The 19,164-nt window shown below is 46.4% G+C and carries 20 protein-coding genes, 1 rRNA gene and 1 riboswitch; all 21 genes read right to left on the bottom strand.

All coding sequences use genetic code 11. The features are described 5' to 3' along the window. Positions 1–7: 7 nt before the first annotated feature. The 21 genes from eutL to B9N86_RS08855 all read right to left on the bottom strand — a co-directional run bounded on the left by eutL (position 8) and on the right by B9N86_RS08855 (position 19,139). Positions 8–661, bottom strand: a complete 654-nt coding sequence (eutL, locus tag B9N86_RS08955) for an ethanolamine utilization microcompartment protein EutL (protein ID WP_208918708.1) — start codon at positions 659–661, stop codon at positions 8–10. 21 nt (positions 662–682) lie between these two features. Then, the gene (gene eutC, locus B9N86_RS08950) at positions 683–1,639 is read right to left on the bottom strand and encodes an ethanolamine ammonia-lyase subunit EutC (protein ID WP_208918707.1); all 957 of its coding nucleotides are present in this window, start codon (positions 1,637–1,639) and stop codon (positions 683–685) included. 18 nt (positions 1,640–1,657) lie between these two features. Beyond that, on the bottom strand, positions 1,658–3,022 hold the full coding sequence (locus tag B9N86_RS08945; RefSeq protein ID WP_208918706.1) for an ethanolamine ammonia-lyase subunit EutB: 1,365 nt from the start codon (positions 3,020–3,022) through the stop codon (positions 1,658–1,660). 29 nt (positions 3,023–3,051) lie between these two features. After that, positions 3,052–4,482, bottom strand: coding sequence for an ethanolamine ammonia-lyase reactivating factor EutA (gene eutA, locus B9N86_RS08940; RefSeq protein ID WP_208918705.1), 1,431 nt, complete (start codon positions 4,480–4,482; stop codon positions 3,052–3,054). Positions 4,483–4,617: 135 nt separating this feature from the next. Next, complete coding sequence (locus B9N86_RS08935) at positions 4,618–6,036, bottom strand: sensor histidine kinase (protein ID WP_208918704.1); 1,419 nt, start codon at positions 6,034–6,036, stop codon at positions 4,618–4,620. Beyond that, positions 6,029–6,601: an ANTAR domain-containing response regulator gene (locus tag B9N86_RS08930; protein WP_208918703.1), complete on the bottom strand. Its 573-nt coding sequence runs from the start codon at positions 6,599–6,601 to the stop codon at positions 6,029–6,031. Before B9N86_RS08930 ends, B9N86_RS08935 begins: the two co-directional genes overlap by 8 nt. 71 nt (positions 6,602–6,672) lie before the next feature. Then, positions 6,673–7,104, bottom strand: coding sequence for a EutP/PduV family microcompartment system protein (locus B9N86_RS08925; RefSeq protein ID WP_208918702.1), 432 nt, complete (start codon positions 7,102–7,104; stop codon positions 6,673–6,675). Between the two features lie 11 nt (positions 7,105–7,115). Then, positions 7,116–7,469 carry an ethanolamine utilization microcompartment protein EutS gene (eutS, locus tag B9N86_RS08920; protein WP_208918701.1) on the bottom strand — a complete coding sequence of 118 codons (354 nt, stop codon included), beginning with the start codon at positions 7,467–7,469 and terminating at the stop codon, positions 7,116–7,118. Positions 7,470–7,665: 196 nt separating this feature from the next. Then, positions 7,666–8,808, bottom strand: coding sequence for a 1-propanol dehydrogenase PduQ (locus B9N86_RS08915; RefSeq protein WP_208918700.1), 1,143 nt, complete (start codon positions 8,806–8,808; stop codon positions 7,666–7,668). Between the two features lie 111 nt (positions 8,809–8,919). Next, positions 8,920–9,057, bottom strand: coding sequence for a hypothetical protein (locus B9N86_RS08910; protein ID WP_208918699.1), 138 nt, complete (start codon positions 9,055–9,057; stop codon positions 8,920–8,922). A gap of 139 nt (positions 9,058–9,196) precedes the next feature. Then, positions 9,197–9,348: riboswitch (adenosylcobalamin (AdoCbl) riboswitch) on the bottom strand. Positions 9,349–9,424: 76 nt separating this feature from the next. Continuing rightward, positions 9,425–9,577 carry a VOC family protein gene (locus tag B9N86_RS08905; protein ID WP_244563016.1) on the bottom strand — a complete coding sequence of 51 codons (153 nt, stop codon included), beginning with the start codon at positions 9,575–9,577 and terminating at the stop codon, positions 9,425–9,427. A 72-nt stretch (positions 9,578–9,649) separates the two neighbouring features. Continuing rightward, positions 9,650–10,585, bottom strand: a complete 936-nt coding sequence (locus B9N86_RS08900) for a PhzF family phenazine biosynthesis isomerase (protein ID WP_208918698.1) — start codon at positions 10,583–10,585, stop codon at positions 9,650–9,652. A gap of 99 nt (positions 10,586–10,684) precedes the next feature. Further along, positions 10,685–11,674 carry a serine hydrolase domain-containing protein gene (locus B9N86_RS08895; RefSeq protein ID WP_208918697.1) on the bottom strand — a complete coding sequence of 330 codons (990 nt, stop codon included), beginning with the start codon at positions 11,672–11,674 and terminating at the stop codon, positions 10,685–10,687. Positions 11,675–11,945: 271 nt separating this feature from the next. After that, positions 11,946–12,848 (bottom strand): hypothetical protein, encoded by a 903-nt coding sequence (locus tag B9N86_RS08890; RefSeq protein WP_208918696.1) that lies wholly within the window; start codon positions 12,846–12,848, stop codon positions 11,946–11,948. A 60-nt stretch (positions 12,849–12,908) separates the two neighbouring features. Beyond that, positions 12,909–13,025 (bottom strand): 5S ribosomal RNA (gene rrf / locus B9N86_RS08885). A gap of 124 nt (positions 13,026–13,149) precedes the next feature. Further along, complete coding sequence (locus B9N86_RS08880) at positions 13,150–13,749, bottom strand: superoxide dismutase family protein (protein WP_208918695.1); 600 nt, start codon at positions 13,747–13,749, stop codon at positions 13,150–13,152. Positions 13,750–13,970: 221 nt separating this feature from the next. Then, on the bottom strand, positions 13,971–14,489 hold the full coding sequence (locus B9N86_RS08875) for a GNAT family N-acetyltransferase (protein ID WP_208918694.1): 519 nt from the start codon (positions 14,487–14,489) through the stop codon (positions 13,971–13,973). 71 nt (positions 14,490–14,560) lie between these two features. After that, positions 14,561–15,025 (bottom strand): GNAT family N-acetyltransferase, encoded by a 465-nt coding sequence (locus tag B9N86_RS08870; RefSeq protein ID WP_208918693.1) that lies wholly within the window; start codon positions 15,023–15,025, stop codon positions 14,561–14,563. Between the two features lie 239 nt (positions 15,026–15,264). Continuing rightward, positions 15,265–16,137, bottom strand: a complete 873-nt coding sequence (locus B9N86_RS08865) for a sugar phosphate isomerase/epimerase family protein (protein WP_208918692.1) — start codon at positions 16,135–16,137, stop codon at positions 15,265–15,267. After that, positions 16,134–17,444 (bottom strand): alpha-L-fucosidase, encoded by a 1,311-nt coding sequence (locus B9N86_RS08860; RefSeq protein ID WP_208918691.1) that lies wholly within the window; start codon positions 17,442–17,444, stop codon positions 16,134–16,136. Before B9N86_RS08860 ends, B9N86_RS08865 begins: the two co-directional genes overlap by 4 nt. Positions 17,445–17,468: 24 nt before the next feature. Beyond that, entirely contained in the window at positions 17,469–19,139 is a 1,671-nt protein-coding gene (locus tag B9N86_RS08855) for an ABC transporter substrate-binding protein (protein WP_208918690.1), read from the bottom strand. Between the last annotated feature and the right edge of the window lie 25 nt (positions 19,140–19,164).

The following is a 19,164-nucleotide window of genomic DNA, read 5'->3' as shown; positions in this document are numbered from 1 at the left end:
GCTACCCTTAATAACTCGTCGGGTTATCTGCGACGAATTGGACAGCGTCCGCAAATGCATCACATGCTGCCTTGCAGGCCGACTGGCTGCCCGTCAGTAGTGCGCCAGCGAAGTTGGTTTCGGAAGGTGGGCCGAAGAAGGCTGCAATCGACACATCGGCGGCCTTCAGCGCCGCATCGATCGCGTACATCGCTTCCAGAGGAGGAGCGATCAGATACGCCAGTGACTCGCCTTCTTTGATGCCAGCGGTCTGGGACAAATACGTTCCAGTGCGCGAAACGCAATGGGCGAAATAAGTAATGCTGTCATCCTCATTGGCGCTAACAAAATGAGCGCCACTCTCGATAAAATCAACAACAGCGTTCAAGCCGCTGCGAACTTCCTCGGGGCTTGGTCCAGCCAAAATCCCGATAACCTCGCCCGCCAGCTTCGTCGAAGCATTAGCCGATCCGGCATACATACTTCTTGCATAGACGACATCTACTGCTGCTGATTTTGTTGCTTCATCTAATGCCGCATAAGTGACATCATCGATGTCTGCGGTAATGATCCCCAAGCTTTTATGGTACGGCTTCAGCTCCAGCTTGCTTGCCATATCCATGCTTACGTTGGAAATGAGCTTTATGCCGAGCACATGTGCATGAATCGGTTCGTTTCTCATACGAGCGCCTCCTTGCCTTCCCTATAATTTCAAATCAATACCTGATGCTTTGCGGTCAATCATCGTCTTGATCAGTTCAGCAATATGCGCGCCTGCTTCCACCGCAGGTGTTCCGCCTGAGTGAATGTTGGAGATAACTGTACGTCTCGCTTCTGGCATACCCACAGTCGGTTTATATGCGATATAGGCGCTCATTGATTCTGCTGTAACGAGTCCAGGACGTTCGCCGACCAACAGGCAAACCACGTCCGCTTCAGTTACATCGCCAATCACATCCATCGAAGGAACACGGCAATGCTTGACGAACAATATATTGCCTACCTCGAAGCCATACATTTTGAGCCCTTGCGTAATGGCTGGCACGATGTCGCGCAGATTGGCTTCAATCGCAGCTGAACTTAAGCCGTCACCAACCATAATCTGCACTTTGGCCTGCTTAGCCGTATGCTTCTTGATGTGCTCGATGGTATCTGCAGAGAACTGACGGCCCAAATCCGGGCGTGTAATGTATTCATCTTTGTCCCGGCACTTTGTTTCCACCGGCACAAGATTCATTTCCTTTACGAACTCCTCAGACACATAGGAGAACACAGCATCTTGAGCAGCGGCATGGTCAGCGCGGAATCGAAGCGACGTAATCGTCTTGTAACGCGGGCCTGCACGCCATACTCCAAGACGGGCTGGCGTCTTTTCCTTCATTTTCATGTACCCTTCGCGATCCGCTGGTTCAGGAACGAGCAGCAACTTGCGAAGGTCGATCTCCGTAATGTCATCCAAACATTCGCCATCGTCCGTTTGCTCTTCTGCTGACATGTTTGCCTGCACAAGCCCGCCTACGTTCGGCTTCGTTTCCTCTGTTTGCACCACAGGAGCTTCAGTTTGTGCAGGTTCCACTGCTACTGCTTCCTGCTCTGACTTGTTTCCTACCATTTCGTTCAAAATCGATTCAATCATCGATTTCAGATCTTTTTCGTTCATGAGAGCTTCCTCCTTCCCTTACTTGAGAAACACTGACGCGTCCCCAGCTCTTTTAGTCAGCTTGCCATTTTCGATGAAGCCCATTTTTTCCATCCACTGTTCAAACTCTCGGATTGGACGCAAGCCGAGTAATTCACGCAGCGTCGCGGTCTCGTGATATCCGGTTGTCTGATAGTTGAGCATGACATCGTCCCCATGTGGGATACCCATGAAGAAATTGCAGCCTGCCGTGGACAGGAGAACCGCCAAGTTTTCCAAGTCGTTTTGATCAGCCTTCATATGGTTCGTGTAGCAAGCGTCGCAGCCCATGGAAATGCCCGACAGCTTACCCATGAAGTGATCTTCCAGTCCAGCGCGAATAACTTGCTTCGCATCGTACAAATATTCAGGACCGATGAACCCAACCACGGTATTGACAAGGAATGGGTTATATTTCTTCGCAAAGCCATAGCAGCGTGCTTCCATCGTCACTTGGTCGATTCCGTGATGAGCTTCAGAAGACAGCTCCGAACCTTGACCTGTTTCGAAATACATTACGTTCGGACCGGCTACCTGACCGTGTTGCAGCACAAGCTGCTGTGCTTCCTCGATTGTTGCTGCATTAAAACCGAACGCTGCGTTGCCTTTCTCCGAGCCTGCGATCGATTGGAAGATGAGGCCTGTTGGCGCGCCTCGCTTAACGGCTTCCATCTGAGTGGTAACGTGGGCCAGCACGCAAGTTTGCGTCGGAATCTCCCACTTCTGCCGGAACTCTTCGAACCGCTTCAGGACGCGTGTCACGCTCTCCACAGAATCATCCACCGGGTTGAGCCCTAATACCGCATCCCCGATACCAAAGGTCAAACCTTCCATCAAGGAAGCCATGATTCCATCAGGATCGTCGGTTGGGTGATTCGGCTGCAACCGTGCTGACAAGGTGCCCGGACGGCCAATCGTCGTATTTGCGCTCGCCGTAATTCGGATCTTCTTCGCCCCGTACATCAGGTCAAGGTTGGACATAATCTTGGCGACTGCGGCCACCATCTCGGCCGTAAGCCCACGGGACACACGCTTAATGTCGGCTTCGGTTGTGTTCTCGTTCAAAATCCACTCCCGCAGCTCTTCCACTGTCCAGTTCTGAATTTCGCTATAAATGAGTTCATTCACCTGATCCTGAATAATGCGGGTAACCTCATCCACCTCATAAGGTACCGCTGGATTGTTGCGCAAGTCCTTCAATGTAATTTGGGACAGTACCACCTTGGCGGCAACTCGCTCTTCTGATGAAGTAGCCCCAAGTCCAGCCAGCATATCCCCTGATTTTTCCTCGTTTGCTTTCGCCATAACTTCCATCAGCGTATTGAATTGATAGACTCGGCCAAATAGTTTAGTTTTTAAAATCACAAAAGCTCCTCCTTTCAAATACAACTCAATTAGTGAAACACAAGCGTTTTAATGACGACGGGCAATACTTTGCCGTTCGCAATCGGCTTGCCGATGTCGATATAGTCGCCATTGTCAACTTGAACGCTGTCGATGCAGACGACATCCTTCTTATAATCAAGCAAGCCATACAGCGTCTGCCCCAGCACCTTCGCCATATCGTGATGGACAATCACAATGAGCGGGTATTCTAGCTGCAGCAGTTCTGACATTCCTTTGTACAATCCTTGGGCATATTTCTGCACCTCTTGGAAGCTCGGACTGTTCTTCCCTTCCAGTGCAATGGCAACCCGCTGCAGATCATTGTTCAACTTGAACCAATTCAGCTTGTCGGCAATGGCTTGCGCCAGCACATCACTGCTTCCCGACTCATCCATTACAGCAAGTTTCAGAATCGGAATATTCTTGATCGGAAAGCTCTCTTCCGTATAGGTGATCGTGCTTCCGCTGATCTCGGTCGTGTGGGAACCGGCCCCTACGACGGTAGCCCGAATGGTCTCGGCTGAACGCGCTACTGTCATCTGCTGCGTCAACGGAGAAGCGGCAATTGCTCTTCCAAGCAATATCCCGATATCTCCATACTGGAACACATCGCCCGACGCTTCCTGATAAATGTAGTCGGCCACCCCTCCGGAGAAGGAGATGCATGGAATCGACCGATTCAGCTTCAGCCCTTTGTTCGTGACGATAGTATCGTAGAAGTCACTTGGCGGCAGGAGGCCGACACTTTCTTCGAGCAGCTTCACCATCTCGGCGATAATCGGTTCCAGATCAACCGGGGTTACCCGCTGCCCCAAAGCCAATTTCAATCCCCGTCGTTCTGCGAGCTTCTTGATCTTTGGTGCTACATAGGTGATTTCATGTGTTCCCTGGTCAACCTTGATCAGGCGGCCTCCGATGTCTAGACATCCCGTGTCCAGCAACTCGCCGTTAGCGAACAGCGCCAGATTGCTCGTGCCGCCGCCAATGTCGATATTAACAATGGAGGTGGAATGCTCTTTGGAGTACGTATGGGCACCCGCTCCTTTGGCGGCAATAATGCTTTCCAGATCCGGACCCGCGGTAGCGACCACAAAGTCTCCGGCAAAGCCGCTTAACGACAGCAGCACTTCATTCGCGTTTTCCTTGCGAGCGGTCTCACCAGTAATAATGACGGCACCTGTCTGAATCTCATCCTTTATGATGCCTGCCTTCTCGTACTGCTCCTGCACAAAGATCTGGATCTGCTGCATATCGATCCGATTATCTTCAAGCACGGGCGTGAAACAAATATCGCTGCGATAGACCACTTCTTTATCCGTAATGACCAAGCGTGGCACCGAAAAAGAGGATGCCATGTTCTGAATATGGAGCTTCGACAACACGAGTTGGGTTGTAGATGTCCCCATATCGATGCCAACACTTAGCAATTGCTCGTTCACTTCTCTCACCCCCATCGCTTGATTTCCAGAACATAAACATAAAAAGGCTTAAAGTAATAACCTCCCGGTTGACCGGAAATGGTTAACTTTAAGCCTCATTGCTTATTAGACTACACCCTTGTAGCCCGATTATATTTATTTTTTGAACGTAAACGTAACAGCCGTACCGTCACCGCCCGATACAATCGCGAGCTTGCCTTTGAGCTTGTCCTTCACATAGCTGCGGACAATCGACAACCCCAAGCTTTTGTACGAACCTTCTTTAACGGCGAATCCAACTCCGTCATCGACTACGCCGACTGTAACCAACTCGCCTTCCAGCTGTACAGTCACCGTAATCGTGCCGTCCGTGCAATCGCCAAATGCATGCTCATAGCTATTATGCAGCAGCTCGTTTACAATAAGCGCAATCGCAACAGTACGGTCACTGTCCAAGTAGATGCTTTGCGCAGCCGTTATCTTGATATCGATCGCATTGCAATCGACAAAGCAGCGCTGAATGTTCGAAGCCATGAGCCGAATGACATCAAGTAGATCTACCTGCGCTTCGATCTCCATTGATAACAGTTCATGGGTCGCCGCAATAGCGAGCACCCGACTGACACTGTCATTTAAACATTTTTTGGCTTCTGGACTCTCACATTGACGGCCTTGAATGCGGAGCAACGAAGCCACCGTCTGCAAATTGTTTTTCACCCGGTGGTGAATCTCTCGAATAGCCACCGATTTGGAGACGATCTGTGCTTCCTTGTCTTTAATCTCGGTAACATCATGCAAGATAACGCCTATGCACAGATCCCGCTCTTCAATAAACAGTCGTTTCACTTGATAATAGCGGTCAGCTGCCTTCACATCTGTCGTCAATGGACAACTTCTAGAGATAGAGCGCTGCTTCATCACGCCAGAGAACATCGTCTGATCCAGCGACAAGTTGTCATAATGCAATCCTTGAATATCCTCCAAATAACCAAGTTGCCGATAGTACATGTCTGCCTTCTTGTTTTTCATCTTCAAAAATCCGTGCTTGTCGAACACCAGAACGGCATCTTCCAACTGGTTGATGATCGAGTCTTCGAAACGCAGCATGGCGGTCAGCATGAAAGACATCTCGCTATCTTCGTACTGTGTCACATTGAAGTGGGCTTGAATGTTATCGCTCACATCTTTTTCATAAATGACGACCGCAATAACACTCTCTTGATTCTTGATCGGATATACCGTTTGCCTGACCAGATGATTTTCCTGAGTATTAGCGACGAGCCCCTGTGACATCACGCCGGTTTCCAACGTCCTCAGGACACCGGGTTCGTTCTCGCGCAGCGCTTTCTCACCAACAACCGAGCGACCATACAGCGATTTGCCCACGCCCGGACGATAGTGGTACACCACAACTGCCTCATTCTCCACGCTGGACAGCACGTCGATGAATACGTCATCCTGCCCATGAGACTTTTCGAACGACTCAGCCATTTCCGTAATCCGGGCGATGTCGGCGTCGCTCAATCCCGTATGACGCTTGCAATGATGCATAATTTGTTCTTGGAAATCAATCATAGGAAATGACGATCGTAGTTGCAATTTCCATCATCGGACATCGTCGATCCATACTGAGTTTGCGCAAGGTTTGATAGGCTTCCTCTTCGGTACAGCCGTTCTCCTTCATCAGGATCCCTTTCGCTTTCTCAACTACTTTTCGTTCTTCCATCTTTTGCGACAGCTTCGACAAATCTTGTTCCAGCTTGCGTACTTCCTTACCTTTTGCAATTGTCACTTCAACCATAGGAATAAACGATTTTTCATCAAGCGGTTTCACAAGATAACCAAGCGCACCGATAGAGGATGCTTTTTCAATCGTTTGTTTATCACTGAATGCGGTCAAGAGAATAACTCCGCCGGCCAGTTGCTCCGATATGATTCGTTTACCCGCCTTTAGCCCATCCAGAATAGGCATTTGAACATCCAGAATGACCAAATCGGGCAGATGCTTTTTGCATAATTCAATGGCCTCAAAACCATCAGAAGCTTCACCTACTACATTGTAGTCCGCCTCTTCAAGCATCTCACGAATATCCATTCTTGTAATAGGTTCGTCGTCGACTATCACAATTTTTCCATTCATGCGTCATGCACCTCGTTGTCTACCGATATTTGCTTGTATCTCGTGAATCCTCTATTACATAGATGAACCGCTTACGCTTCCAAATAAGCTTGCAGCTCATCCACGCCCACATGCTGCACGGACGAAACCTCAAAAATTCGCTCAACGCCCGCCGCTTGCAAGAAGGATCTCGCTTCCGCGATGTCCTTATCCGTCTTAGCCAGTTCCACCTTGGTTACAATTCCAATGACCGGCTTGGCAAACATCGTTGCGAAGGCTGGTGGAAAATAACTTTCTTCCTTTGTACAATCTTGCACTAGCCCGATAACATCCGCATCAACGCTTGTGACAAGTAACATTTTGTATAAATACCGGTTCTCAATACATTCCCCGGGCGTATCAATAGCTTGTTCAAAATTCTCAACGGCTTGCGTCTTCTTATAGGCAATCTCTTGTCCATGCAAGCGCTGGCACAATGTCGTCTTGCCCGATCCGGTGCTTCCGGCAAATATAATTTTCCTCATAGCACGATCCCCTACGTTCTCGTAATCTTCGCAGCCGAAAATCCGAGAATGTTCTGCAAACCAAGCAACACTTCGCTCACCGCAGATTCCACGGATGATACATCACCCGTAATAACGAGTGAACCACTGAAGCGATCAACGAAGCCGATCTGCACGCCGGCTGCTTTGGTTGCAATGTCGGCCGAAATAATAGATGCTTCGCTCGGCGTAATAGTCATAATGCCAATGGCATCCCTCGCATCGCTTCCCAAGCCCAGCTTCTTGTAAATATCCGGATTAGGGTTCGCGATAATATGAGCCAGCGTTACCTGTTTCCCTGGCACATACTCTTGAATGACACGTTGTTTTTCGCTGTGTTGATCCATACCATCATCCCATCTCATGAAAGAAAAAGACACATATAGTTGTAAAAAAACATAAAGACCCCTTAAAAAGTTCACGCGGAATTTTTAAGAAGCCTCTTCGCTTTTATTTGTATGCAACACGCCGTTGTGTTACTTTCACTATATTTTAACCTGCAAACAATGTCAATATCATTACGAACGAAACTTAACTCCAGATTCAGGATTGAAACATTTTGTTCAAAATTTCAACAATATCTGCTGCGGCAGGAACGCGTGGATTCGTGGCCGTACAGCCGTCTTGTAGCGCTCCTTCTGCAATTCCCTCTCTCATCTTTTCAAGCGTAGATATTTCCACGCCGCACTCTCTCAGCGTTTGCGGCATCTGCAATTGCTTCTGAAGCTGCTTGATCGCCTGCACCAGACTACGAACGCCGCTCTTTGCATTAGGAGCCGATAGCCCCAAGCTTTTGGAGATTTCAGCATATCTTGCCGCTACTGCACTACTCTCTTCTCTACCATAACCCGGTTTGTAATCGGCATTGAATTCAATGACATGCGTCAGAAGCAGTGAATTCATACGCCCGTGCGCAATCTTGAATTTAGCTCCAGCCACATGAGCGATCCCATGATTAAGCCCGAGCGACGTAATATTAAACGCCATACCAGCCAGACAAGAAGCATTGTGCATTTTCTCTCGTGCTTCGAGATCATTACCGTCATTATAGGCTCTTGGCAAATAGGCAAAGACTAGCTTGATTGCCTTCTCAGCCAGCGCATCGGAAATATCGTTTGCCTTGGTGGATACATACGCTTCAATCGCATGGGTCAGTACATCCATTCCTGTGTCTGCAGTGATAAAGTTAGGCACGCTCTTGACCAGTTCAGGGTCCAAGATGGCTTCTTGCGGCAACATGTCATCGGACACCAGCGGATACTTGATGTTCTTCTCCTTGTCGCTGATGACGGAGAAAGACGTCACTTCTGAGCCCGTTCCGCTTGTTGTCGGAATCGCTACGAACGGAATATCGTGCTGTTTCAATATTTTTTGAGCGAAAAGCTTCATCGCCTTGGCCGCATCAATTGCAGAGCCCCCACCAATCGCGATGATCAGGTCAGCTTGGAATGCTCCGAGTGCTTCAACGCCCTCAGTTACGACTTCAACTGGAGGATCGGGTACGATGTTGCTGAAAATGTATTGTTCGTTGCTGTCATGCAGCCGTTCAAACAGCATGTTAATCATACCCGACTTGATTATAAACGGGTCTGTTACAACGAAGATCCGTCTATTTCTCCAATCCGTCAGGCGATCCAGCGCACCTTGTCCCAGATAGATGTCGGTTTTAATCGATATTTTGTCCATGTAAGGCACCTCCAAGGAGTAATTGACAACAAAAAAAGAGGCCTCTAAAAGGAGTAAATCCCTTCAAAGCCTCTTTGCTTGTTATATAATGTGCACGCCATTGTGCAGCAATCATTTAATTGTCCATCTCCACTGTACAACGTAATTCGGATACTCGTCAACCGAATCTTGTCTGCCATTCTCGGCAAGTGAGAGGTTCATTATAAAAAAAGGGACATGCACGCCATTGTGCATATTGTTCTTCATCATTGAAGAACCTCCCGCTTGCTTGTTGTTATACCTCATTGTATATGTTCGGCGGCGAGCACCTGGCCTTGCCGACAGCAGTGTCGGCAGCCTATCTTGCAACGTAAAAAAGCCTAGTGAGGCGTTATACGTCACTAGACTTGTAAACCAGTCACTTTCGCCTCGAAATGACTGGCCAGACAAAGTTACTAGGCAAACGACCTGACTTAAGATCGAACATTCGATCTATCACAGTGGCGGGACCGCGTTGGATTTTCACCAAACTTCCATTACCTATAACTTTTTCTATTGTGTATGACGTGAATGGGTGTCCATTCGACATTATTATAGCATAAACATTCGGGTTGGCAATATGCAAAAATAAATTCCATTATTGTTTTTTACCGGAGCCGAAACCAATAACATAGTTATCAGGATCACTGACGGCAAATTCCTTCCATGCTCCCCAACCCATTTCCGTCAATACAGGTTCCTGAGTAAATTGGGCACCCTTAAGCTTCAATTCTTCATATAGCTCGTCCAACTCGGTATGTGTATCGATATAGGCGTATGTATCCCAAGCAACACCTTTACTGAAGATTGAATTTTACTCATCCTATGTCATCCTCCATAAAATGTTATCAAAACTGTTATCACATTCGTATAAAAGGGGATATTCCACTTCAAACTCTTTAACCAAGACCGCTGTGCCTGAAATAAAAATATCCATCTCATTTTGTCGTATGGCGTGTACATGCACTTTTCCATCCCTATTGATCTCTTGCCCCTGCTCTACGATAAATTGAATATCATTCAAATCTTGATCTATATAGGTTAAATAGTAAGCGCCCATCACGCCCGAGGCCGTACCTGTTACCGGATCTTCAACTGTACCAGAGTAAGGGGATGAAAAATGTCTCGCATGCATAAACGCATTCTCGTCATAGGTTTCAAAACAAAAAGGATGTACAGACGCTTTGGGGTTCTGGGCTAATATTTCAGGAAACTGTTTATTGTTTGGCTTCATGATTTTGAAACTATCCAATTGCCTTATTGGAACTAATAAAGTCCAAATTCCTGTACTACCATAAACAATGGGCTTCGTGACATCCAAACAGTCTTCAGTTAATCCCATGGACTCTGCTAGTTTTCGGGTATCTCCACCAAAAGGAATAAATTCCGGCTTCTGCTGCTTCATGCCTATTATTAGGTGATCCTCAGCGTTAAATGAAATGGGAAGTATGCCACCATTGGTTTCTATCTGGATTGAATCCCGGCCTTCGAAAAAACCTCGTGTTTTCAAGCAGTATAATGATGCTATGGTTGCATGCCCGCACAGATTGATTTCATGCCCTGGGGTATAATACTTCAATTTCAGGTCAGCGATCTCAGATTTCAATACAAAAACCGTCTCATTAAATCCAACCTGAAAAGCGATCTTCTGCATATCACCAGGCTTCAATTGATCGGCATCCAGAACAACTCCTGCCGGATTTCCCTGATTGGCTATGACAGAGAATGCGTCAACATGATACACGGTAACTCTCACCACAGACTCCCCACCTTCACATTTAGACCCGGCCCAAGTTTAAGGATCAATACAAAACTAGGTCATATATTTTATTGAACAGGTATCGATTATTGATTCATATCACAGCTGAAGAACTAGAGGTTTGATTTGGTGAAATAATCGATGGGAATCTACCTTTTCATAATTCCACAGCATTATGATCCGTGTGTCCAGCCCAGGGTAATGCCAGATTTCTGAGCGAAATCCAGGAGTCCCTCCGCCGATCAGGTTAAAATCAGATCCCAAAAACCAGCCATAACCATAATGCAGATCAGGATCAAAGGTGGTTATATAATAGGGAGTAAACATAGTTTCAAGGCTGCTTCGACTCAGAAGTTTTCCTTGAAACAGGGCGTCACACCAAATGTCCAGGTCACGTGTGGTAGAGTAAAATTCACCCGGAGCATCGATACCGCACAACTTATCGTTGTGCGCATGCATCAGTTCATTGTTTTCCGACGTGTGTCCGTATGCTCTCCCTACGTTAATGCTCATCGGATTATCTACTCGGGTGGATTTCATATGTAGAGGGGTGAAAAATAATTCTTCAAATGCTTGTTCATATGGCTTGCCTGAAACGGCTTCTAATATGTAGCCCAGCATAATAAAACCGGTGCTGTTATAGCTCCAGCGCTCACCCGGTTGAAAATCTTGATTCATACTGCATAAGTAATCCAAAAAAGACTTGTTCTCATGTGTTAATCGGTTCATTTCATATCTGATATCCGGAACTCGGTATATATCTTGCAGGCCAGAAGAGTGGCTCAGCAGATGATGAATTCTAATATCAGGATGGAGAATGGTGAAGCCGTCCAAGTACTTACCCGGGTGTTCTTCCAGATTTATAAGCCCCTGCTCACAATAATGAAGTGTAGCTGCGGCAATAAACATCTTTGTTACCGAGGCAATATGAAACTTGGTATCCGGTTGATTAGGTATTCCTAACTGGATACTGGCTTGCCCATATGAACGGCTAAACAACTCTTTTCCACTTCTAGTGATCAGAATGTTCCCGCTTAAAAAATGCTCCTTATGGTAAGTGTCTACGATGTGTGCCAGCTGCTCGGTCATATCCACCTCTACCTCCGTTTCACCTTAACTTACGCAGACCAATTATATCCCATAAATTGTAAATGAGGGTAGATAACTATGGAAAATATAAGAAAAGGGGCTGTCAGAAATCAGTTTTCACTGCACTTTCTAGACAGCCCCTAATTGTATTCTTATGATTCCCAATGCTTTTAAAAATGGAAGCTATTTACTTGTATCCATGGTGAATCTGGCGGAAATTAGAATGAAGACATTTCATTCTTTTTGTTTGCATTTTGGTTATCTAGAACGTCTAATTCCCCGCTGCTGCTCTACTCCCCGATTTTATGTACACCACATTTTTGTCGGCATCCAATGCAGCTCTCACCATCGTTTCTTCGCCCTTGACGAAGCGGTAATCTTTAAATAAGTTATCCCACTTCACTTCATATCCCGTAATGTCGATATTGAACAACTTCTTGGCCATCGGAGCAATCACTTCTTTTGCATCTTTTTCCGTAATCTCTTTGTTGGTCGTTACCTTTTGCTTATGACGTGTTTCATGAATTACATTAAGTACCTTATCCGACTTTGCTTCTATCTCAACTAACACATCGTTTCCTTCCAGTGCCCACTTATATAGCGAGAGATTGTTTTTATAGTCAAATTCGCCAGGTATAAGTTTAGCCTCTGTCGTCAAATTAAAATCTTGATCTAAAACCATTTTCACCGCTTCTGAAGCCGTTTTTAGCAATTTCGGTTCAAGTTCTTTCGCGTCAAATTTAATCATGGCTCCAAAAGATCGAGTTGTTAGCGAGTTTTTAATTAGACTGATGTCAAAGTTTTCCCCCCTAAACGTATACCATGTTTCTTCTTTAAATTTAGCCTTCTTGTTATCATACTCTCGGACCGCTTTCACTTCTTTTTCAAATACATATGTTTTGTTTGGATATATCCTTTTTAGCTCTTGAAGGGCCTTATCCTGATCCTTTTTACTGATTTTATCGATTGAGATCGATCCGCAAACCGACCATACTTCACCTGTTTTAGTACTATATTCGATCTCATATTTTCCGTCTACCGATTCAACCTTTGCGTTCACTTTATTCGAATCAATTACCATCTCGCCAACATTCTGAAACTTTATCTCTTTCCCCGCAAATTGCTTGACCACTTTTTGCAGCTTTGCGGCTATCGTTTTGTCTATCTGAACCATCTTCTTATCCGATTGTGCACAAAGACCACCATCGAGTATTCTCGACAGTGCTCTTTGTGTGCTTGGCAGCGTCCTACTCTCCCGGGATCCTGCGATCCAAGTACCATCGGCGCTGGAGGGCTTAACGGTCGTGTTCGGGATGGGTACGCGTAGAACCACTCCGCCATCGCCACCAAACAGCATTGGCTTGTGCCAATATGAAGTTCAATGTTATACCCTGAAAACTGAATGCGAAAGTTCATGTTGAATCAAATAGGATAAGCCCTTTTCTTTTACATATTCTTGGAACAATTCTGATCCGTTATTTAGGGATGTTCCCGCCCATTATTCTATTACCGGAATTACCTGCGGGATCGGTTTTACCATCGTCTTCGTCTTCATGGATTATGAGCGATCGTCCAAGCAAGGAATTAGCCTGATTCTTATCTAGCGTTGCATGTTTAATCAGCAGTTCGGTTTTAACCGTACCATCTTTTTCAACTACCAAATTTGGCATATCGCCAACGTGACTTCCTTGCGGGTGTTCAAGGCCATGGTGTTTATCCGTCGGATTGAAGTGCCCGCCAGCAGACTTGAAATCAAACGACTGGATTGCGTTCTCATGCACATGGAATCCATGCTTGCCTGGAGTCAGACCGGAGGCGGCAATCTTCACTTTCACACCATCGTCCACCTGTTCAAATGAAGCAAACCCTGTAGGTTCACCCGCTGCGTTAAACAGCTTAACAGAAACCGAATTTGTGGATTCTTCCCGAAATACCGGTTTGTCTATCATTTCAGTAACCATACGATCCGGAACATTAGTTGTGCTATTGTGAGTGAGTGAATTGGGAGCTGCAGCAAAGAAAAAGGCTGAAATCAATATTGCCCCGGCAAGAATTTGGTACGTTCTTTTCTTCATTTCATCGCCTCCTGTCTGTAGTACTCTCACCTATGCCCCATTTTGGGGAAAATAAACCGTTGTTACAGGTGATTTAGCACTTTCGACATGGAGGGAGGTCATGTAAGATCCAATTCCTCTGACACAAAACATCTAAAAATTTTCTCTTTTCAAGATTCTCTAACCACGGTGTGTGACCGCATTGTTCCAATAAGATGTATCTGAAATCATGAAGGATTTTCTTATTCTTTAGTTAACAACTTATAATACAACACGGTTTCATCCAAACTTCCATTTGATGATTTGGCAAAATGGGGAATGCGGCCTCCTTCCGTATAATCCATCGATTGATATAACAGATTTGATAGATCACCTGCTCGTGTATCCAAAACGATTAAAGCTCTTCCTTCGATCACTGCTCTCTGCTCTGCCGTATGCATAAGAAGTCTTGCGATGCCTCTTTTTCGATAATCCGGGTGTACCATCAGTTTCGCGATTTCTGCACGGTGGGAGGCGTTGCGCTTCATTGCCAAATGCAGTTGTATCGTGCCAACTATTTTTCCGGCCATAGAAGCAGTGAACATCATTACACTAATTTCCGTCACACTCTCCCAATAAATTCTGGCTTCTTCCTCTTCAACAGGCGCCAGAAAACCGATCCAAGCCCCATCTTCCACTACGCGAATCAACAAATCTGAAAGTTCTTCCACCATCACAGCATTCATAGATGTTACTTCGGATATAGTGATCCCATTCTCCATACTCGCTTCCTCTTTCTTCGATATGATGCCGACTGATCGGTTTCTTCTTCCCCAAAGCTCACCTGCACAAACTACTCCAGCATAAGCTCCATCGGTTCTACACAGTGCTTGTAGCCGCTGCGCTTGTAAAATTCTATACTCCAATCACTAGGCCATACGATAATAAATTCATGATTCCCGTCTCTTGACCAGCTTTCAATCTCTTTATGCAGCTGACTCCCCAGCCCCTTGCCCCGGTGTTCAGGGAGTGTATACACATTTGTCATATAGGCAAAAGGCTCTGTCTTTCTTCCCGGTCTAGGCACTTTATCTATTAATTCGATAAAGATGTGCGATAAAATCTTTCCATTCGCTTCAGCCACCCAGATAAACCATTTATCCCCCTGAATAGCTTGATCCAAAAACACCCTGCACTCTTCATAAAAATCTTCGTAATGCTCTTCCGCTATCTTAACTTCGTTATATTCGTTGGTGAAATCCCACCTCATTCTAACTAGCTGATCGATATCTTTCGCGGTTGCCAAACGAATTTTCATATCATTCATCCCCCTACTTCCTTCAGTCAGGTTTATCGGCATCTATTCGATATGTATGTCCATCATCATTTCCTAAATTATACATCATGAAGGATTTCTTTAAATATTCCATTCTTTCATAGATCGCAACAAAACCAACAGGCTAACCAAGAATTCTCGGTTAGCCCATAATTTTAAAATAATCCGCTTAATATAATCAAACTATAATAGCAGAAGCCCATCCTAGCTAGCTTAAGTGATTACACTTCATCCCAAATACGTCTCAGATTTTCGAGACCAATCCGTGTACCTTCGCGGCACTCTTCCATGCCTTCGAATTCCAGTGTGATATCTCCATCATAACCGGATTTCTTGATCATGCGCAGCACTCTGCGTACATCGATATCCCCCTGACCAAAGATGGAACCGCGCAAATAGTTGCCGTGTGACGTACGGAACCAGTCACCGCCGCCCGGGTTCTGATCGAACGGACGAATATAAAAATCCTTCACATGGATAAGTGAGGCGTATGTTAAGTTGCGTTTCACACCGATGAGCGGCTGTTCATCGACACATAAGAAATTGCCTATATCGAGAGTCGTCTTGAAGTTCGGACGGTCAACCGCCTGCAGCACGCGCTGTACCCGGTCGCTGGCCTGAACACTGACTCCATGGTTCTCAATCGTTGTTGTAATGCCGAACTGAGCGGCATAATCAGCAATGATCCGGCATCCCTTCACGATCTGTTCCAAGTTGTCCTCTAGGTAATTGATACCATGCTTCTCCGGCGGAAGGGTAAATAACGTTACATCATGACGCATATGCTTCATGCCAAGCCTGTGAACGGTATCCACATGACGCTTAACCCGCTCCATCTCAGTCTCAAAGGCCTCTTCTCCCTCCTGCACAAAATTCGCAGGCATCGAATAATTGGACAACCCAATTCCGACCTTTGCTGCACGCTCCCGAACAGCATCCGCAAGCTCGGGTTGATCCTCCAGAGTGAAGCCATAAGGAACAATTTCCATATGCTCCCCACCGTTTTCAGCGATCCAGTCAATCACATCCAGTACCGTCATCTCTCCCGATTTAATTGCGTTCAAGAGACTATAGGTGCTGACCCCCACTCTCATGACTGTTCACCGCCCTGAGCAGCAGACTCATTATCGATCAGTTCGAGTTCGATGACAGTATCCAGCTCATCCGGAAGTTCTCCGCCAGCCAGGTGGATAAAAGCACCGCTTCCCGTGTCGGAATACTGCTCCGCCATCCAAGGCGTCTCCACTCGAAGCTCACTTCCGTCCGAGAGCAGACGCGCTTTTTTGATTCTTCCCTTCAATCCCTGGAAATAAATAGGGCCAATGCCGCGATCAAAGACGTGGGCATACAACTTATTTCCCCGCTGTGTATAACGCCCCCATTCCGGCTTATCCAGCTCCGCTATTCCGCAGCCATAAATGCTGTCTCCATTACGGCGTATCCATTCGCCGACCTTGGATAAAATCTCAAGTGATTCCTGAGGTATTTCCCCTTCCGCATCGGGTCCGACATTCAGCAGCAGGTTTCCGTTCTTGCTGACACATTCCACTAGTGCCCTTACAACCTGGCGTGGTGACTTATATGCATTGTCAGTGGCATGGTAACCCCAGTTTCCGTTCAGCGTAATGCATGCCTCCCAAGGTACGGGCTCTCCAAGCTCATTCACAATCCCGCGAGGAGGAATAATCTGTTCAGGTGAATAAAAATCACCAGCATATACTTCCGGTTCAGCTGCCATAATGTTACCGCCGAGCCGGTTATCAATGACAATATCCGGCTGCAAGGATCGGATCGTTTCCATCAGCTCTGTCGCCCGCCATTTTTCTCCGGTCATATCGTCATAAGAGAAATCAAACCACATGATATCGATTGTCCCATAATTCGTTAGCAGTTCTTTCACTTGACCATGCATATAGTCTAGATAGCGATTGAAATCTTGTTCCTTATCTTTGAAAGACTCAACCCCGCGCATCGGGTGAATGCGGTCACCGTAGGCCGGATAGTCGTCATGATACCAGTCGATGATAGAGTAATAAAATCCGACGGCAATGCCTTCCTCACGGAATGCATCAACGTATTCCCGAATCAAATCTCTTCCCGCAGGTGTGTTAGTCGCCTTGTATTCCGTCAGCTTGCTGTCAAACAGGCAGAAGCCATCATGATGCTTGGTTGTCATTACCGCGTATTTCTGACCTGCGGCTTTTGCGGCCTTTGCCCAGCTGCGCGGATCATAGCGTGATGGATCAAATTCCTCGAAATAAGACTGATATTGTTCATTTGAGATGCGCTCCTGGCTCCTTACCCATTCTCCTCTTGCCGATATGGCGTACAGTCCCCAGTGAATAAACAGCCCGAAACGGTCGTTCATGAGCGTAGCGGTTCTATTAAATCTCGGATTCATTGATTAAAATCCCTCCATCTGCTGTTATTTGCTTTTTGCATCATAAGCTTGCTGGTAAATTTCCAAGTAGCGTGCGAGATTCATGGCCTCTAACTGCTGAACATATCCGTCCCATTCGCTGTCCAAATCAGCATCTCCGATGACAAAACGTGCGATCATTTCGTCTACGTAATCGTTTACAGTTTTAGCCAGATCTGCAACCTCTGAAGCCTGCTCATTGGTCAAGAAGAGAGGCGGTACCGTGGAAACATCCTTCGGCTCATATGGTTCATATTTATTCTTCGTCTCGTTGTACAGAATTACCTCTAAATCATCGTCACCTTTTGCTACCGCACTCAGACGGAATTCATTGGTACGCATAGCTGGTCCTGTCTGAGCCCAGTTTACGTTCTGAACGGTACCGAAAGATTTCAGTTCGGACCATACAGCCTGTTCACCGTTAATTCCTTTCTCCCCTTCTTTTGCATCACGCCACTCCTCATTCGGACGTCCATAAACGCTGCGAAGCGTATGCTCTTTTTCATATAAACCGTCAGCCCAGCGCAAGGCAAGCTCTGGATTTTTCGCTTTTTTCGTAATAACAAAGGCACCCGGTGTTAAAGCCGTTGTATCGTTAGCTGCATACTGAACACCGCTGGGACCCTTTAATGGAGGAACCGCCTTATACTCACTCCATCGTCCACTATCACCCAGCAGTTGGGTGAAGACACCCTGATGTCCTCCTGTAGACGCGCCCAGAATTACCGTATCCGGATTTTCGCCAATCTGAATCAGTTGGTTATCATCCTGCGTGAACGACTCCGGAGCGATCAGACCATCCTGATACAGCTTATTCATATAACGAAGCCCTTCCTTCCACTCCGGTTTGTTATAAGCCACGTCCATTTTCCCGTCTTTAACAAAAATATGTTTATAGCTTGATCCGTAAACCGGGTTGTAGATAAAAGAGTTCATAAGGAACGCATCGATCGAGGATCTCCATGATTTTGGCGAAATGGACAGCGGAATTTCATCCGCCTTTCCGTTCCCGTTCGGATCCTGCTCTTTAAATGCTTTCAGCACATTGTACAGATCGTCTGTCGTTTTCGGCATTTCAAGATTCAGCTTTTTGAGCCATGGCTCATAAATCCACATTTTCTGGCTCATGGAGCAGTGGTAACAATCGTTGATTTCTGGAAGGGCGTAGATGTTGCCGTCGAGCGCGGTAATCGTCGATTTAATTTCTGGGTAATCCTGGAACATTTTTTTCGTCTGTGTTCCCTGCTTCTCAATCAAATCATTCAGCGGTATAAAAGCACCCTGTGAGCCGTAAATCATCTGCTGCGAAGGAGAAATGTTCAGCCCCATAATGACATCCGGATAATCCTCACTTGCCAGCACAAGATTCAGCTTCTCCTGCATACTTTGCTCCGGTACAACCTCCCATTCAATATGCACATTCGTCTTCTCTTCGTACCACTTCGTAAATTCATTCGTTGCAAAATTTTCGACCAATGGGTTTCCTCTAACCATGACCTTCAAGGTCTCCTTCTCCGCTACAAGAGGGTAGGAACCTGGCTCCGACAGCTTTACCGCCTGCGCTGCGCTGTCCTTCTCTTTATCCGTTCCAGCCTTATCCGTACCTCCTGAGCAGCCGGCCAGCAGAATGCTGAGTGCCGTAAATGCGCTGAATGCTACCTTTAATCTTTTTTTCATAATGACCCTCCCTGATTTCAAATGG

It is taken from the genome of Paenibacillus uliginis N3/975, assembly GCF_900177425.1.
Classification (GTDB): Bacteria; Bacillota; Bacilli; order Paenibacillales; family Paenibacillaceae; genus Paenibacillus_AQ; species Paenibacillus_AQ uliginis.
The sequence above is the reverse complement of the archived record's forward strand: the minus strand, read 5'-3'. Positions and strand labels throughout refer to the sequence as shown.